General features: G+C 63.0%; 16 protein-coding genes and 2 pseudogenes. 11 read left to right on the forward strand and 7 right to left on the reverse strand.

All coding sequences use genetic code 11. The features are described from left to right. Nucleotides 1-10 precede the first annotated feature (10 nt). From ACSFC7_RS18880 to ACSFC7_RS18900, 5 genes are all read left to right on the forward strand, one after another. A complete protein-coding gene (locus ACSFC7_RS18880; protein WP_436344358.1) occupies nucleotides 11-205 on the forward strand; it encodes a DNA-directed RNA polymerase subunit N in 195 nt (64 codons plus the stop codon). 1 nt (nucleotide 206) lies between these two features. Further along, on the forward strand, nucleotides 207-392 hold the full coding sequence (locus ACSFC7_RS18885) for a DNA-directed RNA polymerase subunit K (RefSeq protein ID WP_436344359.1): 186 nt from the start codon (nucleotides 207-209) through the stop codon (nucleotides 390-392). Then, entirely contained in the window at nucleotides 389-1,600 is a 1,212-nt protein-coding gene (gene eno, locus ACSFC7_RS18890) for a phosphopyruvate hydratase (RefSeq protein WP_436344360.1), read from the forward strand. The genes ACSFC7_RS18885 and eno overlap by 4 nt, the downstream gene beginning before the upstream one ends. After that, nucleotides 1,597-2,412: a 30S ribosomal protein S2 gene (gene rpsB / locus ACSFC7_RS18895; RefSeq protein ID WP_436344361.1), complete on the forward strand. Its 816-nt coding sequence runs from the start codon at nucleotides 1,597-1,599 to the stop codon at nucleotides 2,410-2,412. The genes eno and rpsB overlap by 4 nt, the downstream gene beginning before the upstream one ends. 169 nt (nucleotides 2,413-2,581) lie before the next feature. Continuing rightward, nucleotides 2,582-2,704 carry a hypothetical protein gene (locus ACSFC7_RS18900; protein ID WP_436344362.1) on the forward strand — a complete coding sequence of 41 codons (123 nt, stop codon included), beginning with the start codon at nucleotides 2,582-2,584 and terminating at the stop codon, nucleotides 2,702-2,704. 102 nt (nucleotides 2,705-2,806) lie between these two features. On the opposite strand, the gene ACSFC7_RS18905 is transcribed toward ACSFC7_RS18900, so the two are convergent. From ACSFC7_RS18905 to ACSFC7_RS18915, 3 genes are all read right to left on the reverse strand, one after another. Beyond that, nucleotides 2,807-3,754: a glycosyltransferase family 4 protein gene (locus tag ACSFC7_RS18905; RefSeq protein WP_436344363.1), complete on the reverse strand. Its 948-nt coding sequence runs from the start codon at nucleotides 3,752-3,754 to the stop codon at nucleotides 2,807-2,809. Continuing rightward, on the reverse strand, nucleotides 3,751-4,872 hold the full coding sequence (locus ACSFC7_RS18910) for a DUF354 domain-containing protein (protein WP_436344364.1): 1,122 nt from the start codon (nucleotides 4,870-4,872) through the stop codon (nucleotides 3,751-3,753). Before ACSFC7_RS18910 ends, ACSFC7_RS18905 begins: the two co-directional genes overlap by 4 nt. 339 nt (nucleotides 4,873-5,211) lie before the next feature. Continuing rightward, complete coding sequence (locus ACSFC7_RS18915; RefSeq protein WP_436344365.1) at nucleotides 5,212-6,135, reverse strand: thiamine-phosphate synthase family protein; 924 nt, start codon at nucleotides 6,133-6,135, stop codon at nucleotides 5,212-5,214. A gap of 125 nt (nucleotides 6,136-6,260) precedes the next feature. Between ACSFC7_RS18915 and mvk the strand changes: the two genes are divergently transcribed. The 4 genes from mvk to idsA3 all read left to right on the forward strand — a co-directional run bounded on the left by mvk (nucleotide 6,261) and on the right by idsA3 (nucleotide 11,074). Further along, on the forward strand, nucleotides 6,261-7,247 hold the full coding sequence (mvk, locus tag ACSFC7_RS18920) for a mevalonate kinase (RefSeq protein WP_436344366.1): 987 nt from the start codon (nucleotides 6,261-6,263) through the stop codon (nucleotides 7,245-7,247). After that, nucleotides 7,244-7,984 carry an isopentenyl phosphate kinase gene (locus tag ACSFC7_RS18925; RefSeq protein ID WP_436344367.1) on the forward strand — a complete coding sequence of 247 codons (741 nt, stop codon included), beginning with the start codon at nucleotides 7,244-7,246 and terminating at the stop codon, nucleotides 7,982-7,984. Before mvk ends, ACSFC7_RS18925 begins: the two co-directional genes overlap by 4 nt. A 686-nt stretch (nucleotides 7,985-8,670) precedes the next feature. Then, nucleotides 8,671-10,023 carry an RNase J family beta-CASP ribonuclease gene (locus ACSFC7_RS18930; protein WP_436344368.1) on the forward strand — a complete coding sequence of 451 codons (1,353 nt, stop codon included), beginning with the start codon at nucleotides 8,671-8,673 and terminating at the stop codon, nucleotides 10,021-10,023. Nucleotide 10,024: 1 nt separating this feature from the next. Beyond that, nucleotides 10,025-11,074, forward strand: a complete 1,050-nt coding sequence (gene idsA3, locus ACSFC7_RS18935) for a geranylfarnesyl diphosphate synthase (protein ID WP_436344369.1) — start codon at nucleotides 10,025-10,027, stop codon at nucleotides 11,072-11,074. A gap of 110 nt (nucleotides 11,075-11,184) precedes the next feature. Here idsA3 and ACSFC7_RS18940 read toward each other — a convergent pair. Further along, a pseudogene (locus ACSFC7_RS18940) lies at nucleotides 11,185-11,814 on the reverse strand (Cdc6/Cdc18 family protein); the annotation flags it as partial. Between the two features lie 251 nt (nucleotides 11,815-12,065). Between ACSFC7_RS18940 and ACSFC7_RS18945 the strand changes: the two are divergent. Both ACSFC7_RS18945 and ACSFC7_RS18950 read left to right on the forward strand, forming a co-directional pair. After that, nucleotides 12,066-13,404 (forward strand): annotated as a pseudogene (locus ACSFC7_RS18945) (RNA-guided endonuclease InsQ/TnpB family protein). Between the two features lie 228 nt (nucleotides 13,405-13,632). Beyond that, nucleotides 13,633-15,351: a glutamate--tRNA ligase gene (locus ACSFC7_RS18950; RefSeq protein WP_436344370.1), complete on the forward strand. Its 1,719-nt coding sequence runs from the start codon at nucleotides 13,633-13,635 to the stop codon at nucleotides 15,349-15,351. A 33-nt stretch (nucleotides 15,352-15,384) separates the two neighbouring features. Here the strand turns inward: ACSFC7_RS18950 and ACSFC7_RS18955 are convergent, their stop codons facing one another. The 3 genes from ACSFC7_RS18955 to ACSFC7_RS18965 form a co-directional block, all read right to left on the reverse strand. Next, nucleotides 15,385-15,762 (reverse strand): hypothetical protein, encoded by a 378-nt coding sequence (locus ACSFC7_RS18955; RefSeq protein WP_436344371.1) that lies wholly within the window; start codon nucleotides 15,760-15,762, stop codon nucleotides 15,385-15,387. 217 nt (nucleotides 15,763-15,979) lie between these two features. Next, nucleotides 15,980-16,900, reverse strand: coding sequence for a carboxypeptidase regulatory-like domain-containing protein (locus ACSFC7_RS18960; protein WP_436344372.1), 921 nt, complete (start codon nucleotides 16,898-16,900; stop codon nucleotides 15,980-15,982). A 117-nt stretch (nucleotides 16,901-17,017) separates the two neighbouring features. Next, a complete protein-coding gene (locus ACSFC7_RS18965; RefSeq protein ID WP_436344373.1) occupies nucleotides 17,018-17,191 on the reverse strand; it encodes a hypothetical protein in 174 nt (57 codons plus the stop codon). Nucleotides 17,192-17,195: the final 4 nt, after the last annotated feature.

Genomic DNA, 17,195 nt, shown 5'->3' on the forward strand with positions numbered 1-17,195 from the left:
TGATTCAAACATGATGGTACCGGTCCGGTGTTTCAGCTGTGGCACTGTCGTCGGCGAACACTGGGAGGAGTTCGACGAGCGAGCAAACGAGGGCGACGAGGACCCCGAGAAGGTCCTCGACGAGCTCGGCGTCGACCGCTACTGCTGTCGGCGGATGCTCGTCAGTCACACCGACCTCGTCGACGTCGTCTCTCCATACCAGTAACATGCAACAGGAACGTCACAATCGCTACGAGAAAGCACGCATCCTCGGCGCACGAGCGCTGCAGGTGTCCTACGGTGCACCGGTGTTGATCGAGACGAATCAGACCGAACCGATCCTCATCGCCGCCGAAGAGTACGATGCCGGCGTCCTGCCGTTTACCGTCAAGCGGGGGTACGACCGGAAATGACGCTCATTACCGACGTTCGGCTCCGACGGATCCTCGACTCCCGGGGCAACCCGACGGTCGAGGCCGACGTCGTCACCGAGAGCGGCGGATTCGGTCGCGCTGCAGCACCCAGCGGTGCCAGCACGGGCGAGTACGAGGCCGTCGAGCGACCCGCCAACGAGGCGATCGCTGCGGCCCGCGAACGCGCCGTCCCCCGACTCGTCGGTGAGGCCTACGCGGGCAACCAGCGAGAAGTCGATTCGATCCTCCACGCGGCGGACGGAACGGACGACTTCTCGGAGATCGGCGCCAACAGCGCGGTCGCCATCTCGATGGCCGCCGCGAAAGCCGGCGCCGACGTGCTCGGCGCGCCGCTGTTCCAGCACCTCGGCGGTGCGTTCCGCGGCGAGAACTTCCCGATTCCGCTCGGCAACGTCGTCGGCGGCGGCGAACACGCCGCCGACGCGACCGACATTCAGGAGTTCCTCGTCGCCCCCGTCGGGGCACCGAGCGTCGAAGACGCGGTCTTCGCCAACGCCGCCGTGCACGACGCCGTCGCCGACCTGCTCGAGGAACGAGGCGTTCCGTCCGGCAAGGGAGACGAGGGCGCGTGGGCGCCGTCGATCGACGACGACGAGGCGTTCGAGATCGTCGACGAGGCGGTCTCACTGGTCGAGGACGACGTCGGCTTCGGTATCGGGTTCGGGCTCGACGTCGCGGCCGCCGAGATGTACGACGACGACTCGGAAACCTACGAGTACGAGTCCGCCGGCATCAGCCGCGACACGGACGAGCAGATCGCGTACATCGCCGATCTGGTCCGGGAGTACGATCTCGTCTACGTCGAGGATCCCCTCGACGAGAACGACTACGACGCCTTCGCCGACCTCACCGACGAGGTCGGCGATCGGACGCTGATCTGTGGTGACGACCTGTTCGTCACGAACACCGATCGGCTCGTCGAGGGCATCGATCGCGACGCGGCCAACAGTATCCTGATCAAGCCGAACCAGATCGGAACGCTGACCGACGCCTTCGACGCGATCGAACTCGCGACCCAGAACGGCTACGACTCCGTGATCTCTCATCGCTCGGGCGAAACCGAGGACACGACGATCGCACACCTCGCCGTCGCGACCGACGCACCCTACATCAAAACGGGTGCCGTCGGCGGCGAGCGAACCGCCAAGCTCAACGAGCTCATCAGAATCGCAGACGACGCGACATGACAGATAACGACGCAACCCAGGAAGGGCTCGACGCTGCCGAAGACGAGATCGACGAGGAGCCAGCCGAAGGGCCTGGCCCCGCCGCCGATCCCGAGGAAGACGTCGAGCCAGCCGACGAACAGTCCGCCGACGCCGAGGCCGAGGAGGCCGACGCCGACGCAGAACCAGCCACGGACGAGGACGTCGAAGACGAGGGGCCGACCCTCGACGACGACGTGATGTCCGACGAGGAGGCCGACCTCCTCATCCCCGTCGAGGACTACCTCGGTGCCGGTGTCCACATCGGTACCCAGCAGAAGACCAAGGACATGGAGCGGTTCATCCACCGCGTCCGGACCGACGGTCTCTACGTCCTCGACGTCTCGAAGACCGACGACCGCATCCGTACGGCCGCGGACTTCCTCGCCAACTACGACCCGGAACAGATTCTGGTTACCTCGAGTCGCCAGTACGGTCGCTTTCCGGCGGAGAAGTTCGCCGAGGCCGTGGGCGCTCGCGCCCGCACCGGCCGCTTCATCCCCGGTACGCTGACCAACCCCAAGTACGACGGCTACATCGAACCCGACGTCGTCGTCGTCACGGACCCGATCGGCGACGCCCAGGCCGTCAAGGAGGCTATCACGGTCGGCATCCCGGTCATCGCGATGTGTGACTCGAACAACCAGGTCAGCAATGTCGACCTGGTCGTCCCGACGAACAACAAGGGTCGCAAGGCCCTTTCGGTCGTCTACTGGCTGCTCGCCAACGAAGTCCTCGATCGACGCGGCGCCGAGCCGTCCTACTCGCTCGAGGACTTCGAGAGTATGGTCTAACGCGTTCGAATTCGGATACTGTTCGTTTTTCGGTGCTGATTTGGAGATGGCTAGCGACTGCGACGGCGGAACGCTGACAGTTGTTCTCGTCGGCACCCGCTCGTGAAGCGGCGCAGTTCGACACGCTCACGAACAACAGAGTTACGTAGGGACCGTTCCAACGACGGGTATGCTCGAATCACTGTTCGATTTCGAAGAAAAGACGATCCCGGTCCCGGTCGTGCTCGCGACGACGGCACTGATCGCGATTTTCGCGCTCGGGATTCCGTATCGGATCGTCGTCGGGTTCTGAGTCGGTTGCTTCGTCGCCGCCGATTGGGAGTCGCCCGTCCGATCGATCACGGGTGGACTGGACCGAACGGAGCGGTGAAGTACGTTGCAGTGGTGTCGGTTTCTAGAGACAGCGCTCGTAGACGCGACGGAGGCGCGTTCCCATCTCGTCGGTACTGTACCCGGTGATTTGAGCTCTCCCGTCCGATCGGGCACCGGTCTCGAGTACGGCGGCCAGCCGGTCGCGAAGAGCACTCTCGCCGGTTGCGATAGCGGAGTTCGAGACGTGGGTGAGTACTTCTCGAGCGAAGCCGACGTCGCGCGAGACGACCGGGGTGTTACAGGCGGCGGCTTCCTTGATCGTCATCGGTCCGCTCTCGAATCGCGACGTGATCAGGACGGCGTCGGCGGCGTTCAGATAGTACGGCACGTCCTCGTAGGGTTGGTTGGCGACGGTCCGGAGGCTGACCTCGCCCTCGAGTCCGTCGACGATGCGTCTCGCCAACGGGTAGTTCTTCTCCTCGCGCGACGGCGCGTAGGGGAAGAGGACGATCCGCTCGTCGGTCCTCCAGCCGACGTGCTCGCGGGCCTCAGATCGTGGAATCGGCCGGAACTGCTCCGTGTCGACGGGGAACGGAACGACGTGGCAGGACCGGTCGACGCGATCGGCCATCGCGTTCGAGGGGACGACGATCTGATCGGCACGAGCGCTGAACCGTTCGATGAGCGACGCGAAGGGGTTGTCGCGATACTCGCCGCCCCAGAGCGTACAGACGACCGGTAGCTCGGCCCGCGAGAGCGAGGACGCTGCGACGGCGAACGGAAGGGTGAGCCCGTAGTTGGCGTGGACGAGGTCGTAGTCGTCACCTGCCTCTCGGAGCACCTGCGGCAGGTATCTGGCGTAATCGACCGGCGTCCGTCGCTCGACGTCGTCCTCTCGCGCGCGGTGTTCACCGGGAACGGGGAGGGTCGTCACCTCGATATCAGCACACTCGAGGGCCGTCAGTTGACTCTGGTAGAAGCTGCGCCAATCGGTCGTGGTGAGACTCAGGACGCGCGTGGTCGTCGTCATCGGTTCGAAATTGGCTCGCCGTGCTCGCCTCCATCTGGCTCTGGCTTGCTCCACTCTTGCGTTCCCGGAATCGGCTCGCTGCCGTCCTCGAGAAGCTGACTGAGTACGTATTCGCTGACATCGATGGTCTCCTCGAGGAGGGTCTCGCGTCGGTCCGCCCACGTCTCGGCGGCGTCTGGATCGCGGTAGAGCCGCTCGATAGCCTCGATACCCTCGGCTTCGCGAGTCGTGTGGAACGACTGAACGAGTCCGTACTCCTCGAGTTCTCGGAACTTCCCCATCTCGTTCGACCCGGCGAACGGGCTTATTCGAACGGTCGGCGTCCCGAGGACGCCGGCCTCGAGTGTGGTCGTCGCGACCTCGCCGACGACGATGTCGGCGAACGCGAGCAAGTGGTGGAACGCCTCGGGCGGAACGGGGAGCGACTCGCTGCCGCCGGGTATCGGTCCATCACCCTCCACGGAGACGTACACCTGCCCGTCGGCCGCGAGCACGTCGACGATTTCGCGACGCCCCTCGGGGGAGATCCCCGCTTTACCGACGTCGTGATTGCCGTTCCACGCACCGAATCGGAGGACCGCGTACCGCTCATCGGGATCAACGCCGTTTCGTCGCAGAACCGACGGATCGGGTTCGAACCGATCCGGGTGGAGGTAGGCGAGTTCGTGGTAGCCGGAGTAGGTGACGTGATTGTCGCCGTACTCCTCCCGGAAACTTTCGGGAGTGTAGAGTGCGTCCGCGAACGGGAGGGTCAGTCGGTTACCGGTGTTGACCGCCGTCTCGGTATCGATGTACACGTGGCTCTCCGCGCCGACCAGCGTGGCGACGTGAGTTGCAGCGATACCGTGGCTGCTGACGATGTAGGCCGGGTCGATAGCGCGCGCCCGTCGGAGCAGTCGCACCTCGTACGACAGTTGTGTCAGTCCCAATCCGATCCAGCCGTCGGGCTCCCCGCAGAGCAGTTCGTGATCGATATCGTAAGCGTCGAGAAGGCGTCCAGCGACTCCTTTTTCGCGAGCGAACACGTGCACGTCGTGGTCCGCAGTCTCGAGTTCGCGGACGACGTGCTTGAAGAAGTGGACGTTCGCCGCGTGCTGGATCGTGATGATGATATCCATTCGTACTACTACAGATAAAATCACGCAGTTGACACGCATTACTATCGTCGTCTTAGAACCGTATCCGAGCTCGAAACCGCGATAATTGGTATCTAACTGATATCCACAACTGTTTCAATTGCGATGACAGTACGGGAAACTCGCCGTGGGCTGCCGCCTCGAGATGCATCGAAACTGTCGGGAACCGTCAACCTGAAGATGAGTTATGGCGATGATGGAACGGTTTCAGGCAGTTCAGCAACGAATTCGACCGCGTCGACGACTGACAAGACGACGAACTCGAGTCCGATTCGAGAATACGCCGACCCGGTTCCGATGCCCGCAGGCCGACGCTGGTCGTTACGACGACGCAATCGCGACCAGTTCGTCCACGAGTTGGGCTGCGTCACCGGCCGTCGACCCGAACACGAACGTCGTCGGTTCGATGCCGAACGCCCCCTCGTGGTAGGCCACGAGCGGAACCCCGCCCCGGTCCTCGAAGCGCGACCGGAGGTGGGCCCCGCGGTCCTCGTAGTCGGCGTCGAACTCGAGCGGTTCCTCCCCCAGTTCTCGGGCGGCCTCGAGAAGGCCCTCGTCGGTCGCGATGTTGGTCGCACCCTGAACGTCGGAATCGATCGCGTTGGCTGCGAGAATAGCCGTTGCGACGTGTTTCGACGCGCCGAATTCGGGATTCGCGGGAATTTCGATCCGGCGACCCATGGCGTAGATCCGGCCCGGAATCGCGGCGATGTCGGTCTCGTCCCGCGGATCCGGCAGACACATCCCGACGTTGGTGCCGACGTTCGGCACGTAGGTCGCCATCTCGGGGATCGTAGCGAGCGTTCGCGCGGCCGTCCGAACGTCGGCGAGCACGTCGCGTTCGGCCCGCACGTCGGGATCCAACCCGCGAACGCAGAGGTCACAGCCGAGTCCGCGGAGCGCGGGCATCTCCTCCTCGTGGAGTTCACAGATCGGTCCGCGGTCCTCGAGACTGCGGACGAGCGCGAGGAGTTCGGCCAGCGCGTCGTAGCCGTCCATCTCGCCGCTCGAGAGGCCGTCGGCGATCCGGTCAACTGTGGCGACGGTTTCGGGATGGTCGCGAAAGCGGTCGTCGCCGCCGCTCTCGCCGCCGACGTACTTGCTGACGGCGGCCTGCGTGACCCCGAGGTTGGCCGCGATCTCCTGTTGGGTCATGCCGCGGTCGGCGAGACGAGTCGCGAGCATGGCGCGTACCGTCGGGAGAAACCGGTCGACGACGAGTTCGCTCGGCAGGACGAGAGACATACGACCGCGTAGCGCGGACACCGGCTTAAATCCGGCTACCGCGGCCGAACGGCTCCCTCGTCGGTGACCGATTGGGACGACCGCGAGAAGATAGCTATTAACCGTCGTCGTGCGAACGGCCGGCCATGGCAGTCTCGAGCGCTCCCGGGAAGGTGTACTTGTTCGGGGAGCACGCGGTGGTCTACGGCGAGCCCGCGGTTCCGTGCGCCATCGAGGTACGGGCGCGGGTCGGCGTCGAGAAACGGGCGGACAGCAAACTGCGAATCCACGCCGAAGATCTCAGTCTGGACGGCTTTACCGTCGAGTACGGCGGGACGGCCGACGGACCGCCGGACGTGGACGTCCAGGAGTCGCTGCTCGACGCGGCGATGGGGTACGTCGACAGCGCGATCGAGCAGGTTCGGGACGTCACGGGCGAGGACCAGGTCGGCTTCGACGTCACGATCGAGAGCGACATCCCGCTCGGTGCGGGTCTGGGATCGTCGGCGGCCGTCGCCGTCGCCGCGATCGACGCCGGCACACGCGAACTCGGGACGACGCTCGAGACCGACGAACTCGCCGAGCGGGCCTACCAGACGGAGTACGAGGTGCAGGGCGGACAGGCCTCCAGAGCCGATACGTTCTGTTCGGCCACGGGCGGTGCCGTCCGCGTCGAGGGTGACGACTGTCGGTCGCTCGACGCACCCGACCTGCCGATCGTGGTCGGCTTCGACGGCGGGGCCGGCGACACCGGGAAACTCGTCGCCGGCGTTCGCAGCCTCCGCGAGGAGTACGAGTTCGCGGCCGACACGGTCGAATCGATCGGCGACATCGTCCGGAACGGCGAGCAGGCGCTCGCCGCGGACGACATCGAGGAGATCGGTCGACTGATGGATTTCAACCACGGTCTGCTGTCGGCGCTCGGCGTCTCCTCGCGCTCGCTCGATTCGATGGTCTGGGCGGCCCGCAACGCCGGGGCTCACGGCGCGAAGCTGACGGGGGCCGGCGGCGGCGGCTGTATCGTCGCGCTCGATCCGACCGACGAGACCGAGACGGCGCTGTCGTACACGCCGGGCTGTGAGGACACCTTCCGCGCCGAACTCGCCGAAACCGGGGTGGAACGACTCGAATGATCGTCCTGAAACTCGGCGGCAGCGTCATCACGGACAAGGACCGACCCGAAACGCTCGACGGCGAGGCGCTCGAGCGAGCGGCCGCTGCGGTCGCAGATGCGGTCGTAGAGGGGACCGAGAACCTCGTCATCGTCCACGGCGGCGGCAGTTTCGGCCACCACAACGCCAGCAAACGCGGCGTCTCCACGACCGCGGGAACGCACGACGCCGCCGCGGCGCTCGAGATCCACGGCGCGATGAAGACGCTGAACCAGTTCGTGCTGACGCGGCTGCTCGAGCGCGACGTTCACGCGATTCCAGTACACCCGTTCTCGGCGGGTCACCGCGACGAGGAAGGGCGTCTCGAACTCCCGACCGGGCAGGTCGAGACGCTGCTCGAGGAGGGGTTCGTCCCCGTGCTTCACGGCGATATGATCGCCCACGCGGGCGCCGGCGCGACCGTCGTCAGCGGCGACGAACTGGTCGCCGAACTGGCTCGCGACCTCGAGGCAGACCGGATCGGGCTCTGTTCGACGGTCCCGGGCGTCCTGGACGACGACGACGCGGTAATCGAGCGTATTTCGGCGTACGAGGACGTCGAGGCCGTTCTGGGTGCCAGCGACGCGACCGATGTGACCGGCGGGATGGCCGCGAAGGTACGGGCATTGCTCGATCTCGAGGCCGAGGCGTCGATCTTCGGCCTCGAGGAATTGGACTCGTTCCTCGGCGGGGAGCGTTCGGGAACGACGATCGAGTAATCTACTGTACGTACGGGGATCGTTCACCCGACGACCGCTACTGCGACGAGGCCGACAGCGATCCCTGCTAGCAGCGTAATCGCGACGGTGAGACCGACGCCGACGACTGGCGAGAGGGAAGTTACCAGGTCGCGTGTCACCGATCTCGGGGTCATAACTGTGGTATTGCAGTATCGAATCCCTCGCGATAAAAACGTACGTGTCGACTCAGCACTCGATTCGTGCTCCGTGTCCGCAGGTCTCCGATGCGAACGGGGGAACAATTCTAACGCCAGATACGTCGGATACGGGACAATCGACCAGTACTCACCCCATCGAGGTCGAGGAGGATGGGAGTGATTCGCGACGTGTTCGCCCCCATTCCCACGGTCGGTCCGCTCGAGGATTCAGTTCGCCGAATTACCGGTGGCTGGTGCGTTGGCCGGGCTACCGTTCGTTTGGTCGTCGCGGTCGGAGGCGACTAACCCACTGTGTTTTTAACACCCCGGCGTGTATGAGCCAGTAGCGAAACCCGCGGGCAAGTGCGTCCGCGACCGACGGCGGTGCCGTCGGTCGGTCGGCGGCGATAGTCGCCGCGGACGCATAGCGGGATGGCCGACGCGCTGCAAGAAGCCGGGGCCGCACGACCGGGAGTCCGCGGACCGTTTCGACGAGAGTCCACTACACGGCTTTCAGTACAACGAACCATGGAAATCGAAATCGCAACAATTGGCGGCTACGAAGAAGTCGGCCGGCAGATGACTGCCGTCCGCGCCGGTGAAGACGTCGTTATCTTCGACATGGGTCTGAACCTCTCGCAGGTGCTGATCCACGACAACGTCGAAACCGAACGGATGCACAGCCTCGACCTGATCGACATGGGCGCGATTCCGGACGACCGGATCATGTCCGATCTCGAGGGCGACGTGCAGGCGATCGTTCCGACCCACGGTCACTTGGACCACATCGGTGCCATCTCGAAACTGGCTCATCGATACAACGCCCCCGTCGTCGCGACGCCGTTTACGATCGAACTCGTCAAACAGCAGATCGAAGGCGAGCAGAAGTTCGGCGTCGAGAACGACCTAATCAAGATGGACGCCGGCGAGACGATGTCGATCGGCGACTCCGGCAACGTCGAACTCGAGTTCGTCAACGTCACCCACTCGATCATCGACGCGATCAACCCGGTCCTCCACACGCCCGAAGGGGCCATCGTCTACGGACTGGACAAACGGATGGACCACACGCCGGTCATCGGGGACCCGATCGACATGAAGCGCTTCCGCGAAATCGGGCGCGAGGGCAACGGCGTCCTCTGTTACATCGAGGACTGTACCAACGCGAACAAGAAGGGGCGAACCCCGAGCGAGAACGTCGCCCGCGAACACCTCCGCGACGTCCTCTACAGCATGGAGGACTACGACGGCGGGATCGTCGCGACCACGTTCTCGAGTCACATCTCGCGTGTGACCTCGCTGGTCGAGTTCGCCAAGGACATCGGCCGCCAGCCGGTTCTCCTCGGTCGCTCGATGGAGAAGTACTCCGGAACCGCCGAGCGACTCGACTTCGTCGACTTCCCGGACGATCTGGGGATGTTCGGTCACCGCAAGTCCGTCGACCGCACGTTCAAACGGATCATGAACGAGGGCAAGGAGAACTTCCTGCCGGTCGTCACCGGCCACCAGGGCGAGCCGCGCGCGATGCTCACCCGGATGGCCCGCGGCGAGACGCCGTACGAACTGGACGACGGCGACAAGGTCGTCTTCTCCGCCCGCGTCATTCCGGAGCCGACCAACGAGGGTCAGCGCTATCAGGCCGAGAAACTGCTCGGCATGCAGGGCGCCCGCATCTACGACGACATCCACGTCTCCGGCCACCTCAACCAGGAGGGCCACTACGAGATGCTCGACGCGCTCCAGCCCCAGAACATCATTCCCGCCCACCAGGATCTGAAAGGCTTCTCCGGATACGTCAACCTCTGTGAGAGCGAAGGCTACCAGATGGGTCGAGACGTTCACGTGACGCGCAACGGTAACCTCATCCAGCTTGTCGACTGATATGACGACCCCAGAGGCACGAGAAGAGGCGGTGCTCGAGGCGGTTCGGAAGCGCCGCGAGCAGGTCAACGAGGCCATCCCCGAGGAGTTACCGATCCAACGACCCGAACGGCTCTACGAGGCGTCGCGGTATCTGCTCGACGCCGGCGGAAAACGACTCCGCCCGACGGTGCTCCTCGCGACGGGGGAGGCCCTCGTCGACGCCGAGCCACTCAGCGAGGAGTACCGAGCGTTTCCCACGGTCGACGGCGACACGATCGATCTCATGGACGCCGCCGTCAGCGTCGAGGTCATCCAGTCGTTCACGCTGATCCACGACGATATCATGGACGACGACGACCTCCGACGCGGCGTTCCGGCCGTCCACAAGGAGTACGACCTCGAGACGGCGATCCTCGCCGGCGACACGCTCTACTCGAAGGCGTTCGAGATTATGCTCGAGACGGGTGCGGAACCCGATCGGACCGTCGACGCGCTCGGGATCCTCGCGACGACCTGTACGAAGATCTGTGAGGGCCAGTCGCTGGATGTCACCTTCGAGAATCGCACCGACGTCACTCCCGAGGAGTACCTCGAGATGGTCGAACAGAAGACGGCCGTGCTGTACGCGGCCTCGGCGTGTCTCCCCGCGATCTTGCTGGGAGCCGACGACGAGACCATCGACGCCCTCTACGGCTACGGACTCGACATCGGCCGCGCGTTCCAGATTCAGGACGACGTCCTCGATCTGACCGTCCCGAGCGAGAAACTCGGGAAGCAACGCGGCAGCGACCTCGTCGAGAACAAACAGACGCTGATCACCGTCCACGCCCGCGATCAGGGCGTCGACATCGAAGGGCTGGTCGATACGACCGACGTCGATGCGGTCACCGAGGCCGAGATCGACGATGCCGTCGCCGAACTCGAGGAGGCCGGCTCGATCAGCTACGCGAACGAGAAGGCTCGCGATCTCGTCGATCAGGGCAAGGCGCGACTCGAGGTCCTCCCGGACAACGAGGCCCGCGACCTGCTCTGTGATCTGGCGGACTACCTGATCGAACGCGGCTACTGATCGGCTTCTCGTCAGCTTTTCTCTCGGGATAGCGTGCTGACGTGCGTCTCGGATCGACTTCGTATCGTGAGTGTAACTGACCGACGAGCCGTCGGTACAGTGCGATACGGCTACACCGACTTGCAGGCCTTGAGAACCAGTTCCGGATTATCGACGAGTTCGTGAATCGTGTGCGCGCCTTTCCCGTGACCGCGTCCCTTCCGGGTCTGTTCGATAATCGAGAGAAACGCCAGTTCGCTGAGCAACTCGCGGACCCGTCGGATTCGAAGCGGATCCGCACCTTCCTGTTGGCAGAGCACTTCGTACGTCGAGTAAATATTCGACGTTGGAACCGCCGGGTCGTCCTCGGGAGCCTGTTGGGTGCGAAACGCGAGCGCCTGCAGGAGCAGTTTCGAGTGTGGCGGCTGTTTCGAAATGAGTTCTGCCAGCCGATTCTGCTTTTCTCGAGTGTGGGCCTGATTGACGTGTTCTTCGGTGACCGTTTCCAAGGCGTTCTCGTCGGCGATCTCGCCGGCGTACCGGAGGATGTCGATCGCCTTTCGTGCGTCGTCGTGTTCTTTCGCGGCCAGCGCCGCAACTCTCAGGATCACCGAGTCCTCGAGCACGCCGTCCTGAAACGCGTCTTTGCGTGACTCGAGGATCGCACGGAGTTGGTTCGCATCGTAGGGCGGGAAGACGTAGTCCCGCTCGCTCAGGCTGGATTTGACGCGCTCGTTCAGTTTCTCCTTGTATCGGATCTTTACTCCCCGTCCGCTTTGCCAAAAAGTAGGACTGATCTATAGAAGACTAGTGAGAGCTTCGTTCCTACTATCGTTCGAGGTGCCCACGTCTCTCATGATGATGAGATGTCAGAGCCGTCTCGAACCAAACCCAAAAAGCATAGCTTTTCGAGGACGGGATGAAGCTGACTAACAACTTTATCGTCAATGACACTACTAAGTATTCTACTGACACGCAATCCAAACATTCAAGAATTCTAATAATGAAAATTATGTATGGGGAACAGGTCGTCACGCGTACCTATACCGCTTCCATACGAAACCACTCACAGGTGCAAGACGACCTTGACGCCCTTGGGTTCGGCGCTTCAAAACTCTGGAACGTTGGACGGTGGGTTTGTGACCGTGTGTGGTCGGAAATCGGCCATATTCCCGGCCACAACGAACTCACCTCGTACCTGAAGTCGCACGAACGCTATGATGACCTGCATTCTCAGTCAAGTTCGTTCGAGACGGCAAAGCCGTCTCGTGATGCCAATGAGCTTCGCTCATTGAGCACAGCGAGTATTGCAAGAACTTGCTGAGGCGTTCAACGGATGGTACGTAAAACGACAAAACGGAGATCATCGAGCGAACCCACCAAAGTACCGCAAGCACGGCGACGAACACCCGCGTTCAACGGTTACGTTCAAAACCGCTGGCTTTAAACTTGACACCAAGTACAACAGAGTTCGATTCAGTAAAGGCTCAAACCTCAAAGGCTACTGGTCAGATTTCATCCTCTGCGAGTTCCAAACTCGCCCGAACGTTGACCTCTCTACGGTGGAAAATGTCCAACAAGTGAGAGTGGTTTGGAACGGGGACGAATGGGAACTGCACTTCGTTTGCAACGTCCAAATCGAAGTTTCTGAATTCCCCGGCAAAAAGACCGTGGGCATCGACCTCGGCATCAACAACTTCGCCGCGCTCGCCTACGAGGACGGCTACAGCGAGTTGTACCCGTTAAATTGTCTCAAGCAGGATGACTACTACTTCAGCAAGAGACTCGCCCGATGTGATGACTCTGATTCAGAGCAGGCCACTCGGCTGAACCAGAAGAAATCGAACCGTCGGACACACTACTTCCACACGCTCTCAAAACACATCGTCCAACGATGTGTCGAAAAAAGTGTTCGCACCATCGTCATTGGAGACCTTTCTGGTATCCGTGAAAATGAGGGGAACGGCGAATCAAAGAATTGGGGCAAGCACGGCAATCTCGACTTGCACTCATGGGCATTTGATCGGTTCACTGAGATGCTTGACTACAAAGCTGAAGCTGCAGGAATCACAGTGGAGCAGGTGTCAGAGCGCAACACATCAAAGTCGTGTTCGTGCTGCGGTTACACGCGGAAGGCAAACCGTGTTGAACGCGGATTATACGTGTGTGACGAGTGTGGTACGACGATGAACGCTGACGTCAACGGTGCTGAGAATATTCGACAGAAAGTATCTCCGAGTCTCGCCTGTGATGGGGGAGATAGGAGTAACGGCTGGTTGGCACAGCCATCAACGTACCTGTTCGATTCAGAGAGCGGCTGCTTTGCACCGCAAGAACAGGCCACGTTGTAAACCACAAGATCCCAACGCGGGAGTCCTCGTCCCGAAAGACGCTTCGCGTTTTCGGGTGTGAATCGAGATGGCTTCACCATCTCGTCACGCCCCTTCAGGGCGAGGAGGATGTCAAATCGGCACTCCGGGGAAGACCCAATTGGTTAAATCGATTCTGACGTACCATTCGCTGGATCGGTCAAGCGCACATCGCGGAGGTTTTGGGCTGGGACCGAATACGTCTCGGTAATGGACGACGAGTTACGAGAGCGCGTTGAGCGCGAGGCGGAGAAACACGCGCTGTTGAACGCGGTCAAACACGAGAGCGACGCCGACGTCGGCGCGATCATGGGGCCGCTGATGGGCGACAACCCGGACTTTCGCCAGCACGGCGACGAGATTCCGGGCATCGCCGGCGGCGTCATCGGTCGGGTCAACGACCTTTCCTACGAGGAAAAACGCGAGCGCCTCGAGGAACTCGCTCCCGAGGAACTCGCGGAGATCGAAGCCGAGGACGAGGAAGACGAACACGACCTGCCCGACCTCCCGCACGCAGACGATCACGACGAGATTCGGATGCGCGTCGCGCCGAACCCCAACGGCCCGTGGCACGTCGGTCACGCCCGAATGCCGGCCGTCATCGGCAGCTACAAGGAGCGCTACGACGGCTGGTTCTGCGTCCGATTCGACGACACCGATCCCGAGACGAAACGCCCCGATCTCGAGGCCTACGACGCAATCCTCGAGGATCTGGACTACCTCGGCTTCGAACCCGACGCGACCTACCGGGCGAGCGACCGCCTCGAGACCTACTACGACCACGCCCGCGAGTTGATCGAACTGGGCGGGGCCTACACCTGCTCGTGTTCGGGCGAAGAGTTCTCGGAGCTGAAGAACTCGGGCGAGCCGTGTCCGCACCGCGACAAGGACGTCGACACCGTGCTCTCCGAGTTCGAGGCCATGGTCGACGGCGAGTACAGCAGCGGCGAGATGGTCCTGCGGGTCAAGACCGACATCGAACACAAAAACCCCGCCCTGCGCGACTGGGTCGCGTTCCGGATGATCGACACGCCCCACCCGCGCGAGGAGGCCAGCGAGTACCGCTGCTGGCCGATGCTCGACTTCCAGTCGGGAGTCGACGACTACCTGCTCGAGATCAGCCACATCATCCGCGGCATCGACCTGCAGGACTCCGCCAAGCGCCAGCAGTTCGTCTACGACTACTTCGGCTGGGAGTATCCCGAAGTGGTCCACTGGGGCCACGTCCAGATCGACGCCTACGACGTGAAGATGAGCACCTCGACGATCGCGGAACTGATCGAGAAAGGCGAACTCGACGGCTGGGACGACCCGCGCGCGCCGACGCTCAAGAGCCTCCGACGTCGCGGGATTCGCGGCGAAGCCATCGTCGAGTCGATGGCCGGCCTCGGCACGTCGACCAGCGACGTCGACCTCGCGATGAGTACGATTTACGCGAACAACCGCGACCTGATCGACGAGGAGACGGACCGGCGGTTCTTCGTCCGCGAGGGTAACCAGGTTCCGCTGGGCGGAAGCCCGCCCGACGAGGCGAATCCGCCGCTCCATCCCAACCACGAGGAGCGCGGCGTCCGCGAGATTCCCGTCGGCGACTCCGTGATGCTCGAGTCGGACGACCTCCCACAGCGCGAAGACCGGATCTGGCTCAAGGGACTGGGCTGTTTCCAGTTCACGCGAGACGTGCTCCAGTACACGGGCGAGGACATCGACGTGGTCCGCGAGGGTGACGTCGACGTCGTTCACTGGGTGCCAGCGGACGAGAGCGTCGCCGTCCGGATGCGAACCCCCGACGGCGACGTCCGGGGCCACGCCGAACCCGCCGTCGGCGACCTCGCCACTGACGAGGTCGTGCAGTTCGAACGCGTCGGCTTCGCGAGAATCGATCGCCACGACGAGGACGAGACCGTCGTCTACTACGCGCACGACTGAGTTAGCTACTCCCCGTTCGGTACTCGAGTTCGGTTACTCTTCGGTTTTCTCGGCTTCCTCAGCCTCTTCGATTACCACGTCGTTCTCGGTTTCCGCAGTTCCGTCGGCGGTCCCGGCTTCTTCGACTGCGGCCGTTTCCGTAGTCGTCTCGACGGTTTCAGTCGTTTCGTCCGTCTCGGGTTTCCCGGTCATCTCGGGTTTCTCGGCTGTCTCGGATTCCTCGGCCGTCTCGGTTTCGACGTCTGTGACGCGCTCGATTTCGGTACTGCCGCACTCCGGACACTGCTCCTGGTTGCTGTAGATCTCGGTGTCGCAGTTCCGGCACCGATAGTCGGCACTCTCGTCTCGAGCGGACACCGCCTCCTGTTTGAATCGCTCGACCGTCTCGCCAAGCCGCTCGAACATTCCCATAGTCCCGAGATGGTTCCACAGACGGATAAATTCCGTCGATGGAAAAACGGATCCGAAACGCGGTTCTTACCGGCGGATTCCACCCGCTCGCATCGGCGGAGTATCCGTCCGACTGTTCGCGTTGGCGGGCTTGCATCTCGGCTGCTCGCTCCACGTCGATCCGTCACGAATCCCGTGTGTACGTGGCGCCCACGGTGGTCTTCCGACCGATAGTCGATCACTCCGCCTCGAGCGTCACGTCCCGCTCCGTCACGCGGCCGAACCGGACGGCGACGTCCGTCTCGAGGCGCTCGTAGCCGTCTTCCGAGATATCCAGCGTGTACTGACCGTGTGGGAGTTCGACGGTGAACTCGCCCGCCTCGGTCGTCGGTTCGATCATCGTCGAGCGATCGGTCTTGATCCGAACCATCGCGTTCGGGATCGGCTCGCCGTCGTCGTCGGTGACCGTACCGGAGAGCCAGCCGTCGCCGTGGATCGTTCGCGCTTCGGTGGGGAGTTCGACCAGCGATCGAACGCTCTCGTCCGCTTCGACGTAGACCTCGTCGTAGCCGTCGCCGTAGCCGTCGACGTCCGAGACGCGAACCTCCCACCAGCCCTCGGAAACGACGAACCCGCGCGTCCAGCGGTCCTCGTCCGGGACCCGACCGTCCGGAGCGATCACGCTGTGTTCCTCGCCGTTCCCGTAGACGGTCACTCGAGACTCGATCGTCGACCCGCCGCCCTCCTCGATCACGGCGACGTCGAGTTCTCCCTCGCCCGGCCCCCACTCGCGCTGGAGGTCGAAATCGGCGGTGACCGCCCCTTCCGACTCGACCTCGATCTCTCGAGAGTCGCGGACGTAGCCGTCGGCATCCACCGCGAGCGTGTACGTGCCGGGCTCGAGTGCCTGGTCGTACGAGCCGTTGCTCGCGCTTTGGGTATCGCGTTCGCCGTCGAACGTGACCGTAACGTCCTCGACGGGCAGTCCGCCGTACGTGAGCCGACCTTCGACTCGACCCGTCTCCGCGGGCTGAGACGCGGCTCCGACGACGTTCGTACTGCCTGCAGCGGCGAACAGCCCTGCAGTGACGAGACTCGAGCGCTGAATGAAGGTTCGTCGATCGGCGTGCATGGTGTACTGTGATGTGCAAGCAGTCATCCCGTCATATCTCTTCTGGAAACGCTCGTTTCCGCCGCCGAGAACGTCTCTAACCCGTGAACGAGTCGAGGAGGTTGGATAGTAACTCGTCAGCGTATCGACGACTCGAGTCCGACCCTACTCGCCGTTCTCGAGGAGGTCGTCCCCGGTTTCGACGATCGGATCGGCGACGACCCCGTCTCGTCGGCCCAGGACCCGCGCGTGGGCGGCACAGACCAGCCGGTTGTCGGTCCAGGGGATGTGGAGTTCGACGGCGGCGGGCCGGTCGCAATCGTCCTCGGTACACTCCATAGTG

It is taken from the genome of Natronorubrum halobium (genome assembly GCF_051351675.1).
GTDB lineage: Archaea > Halobacteriota > Halobacteria > Halobacteriales > Natrialbaceae > Natronorubrum.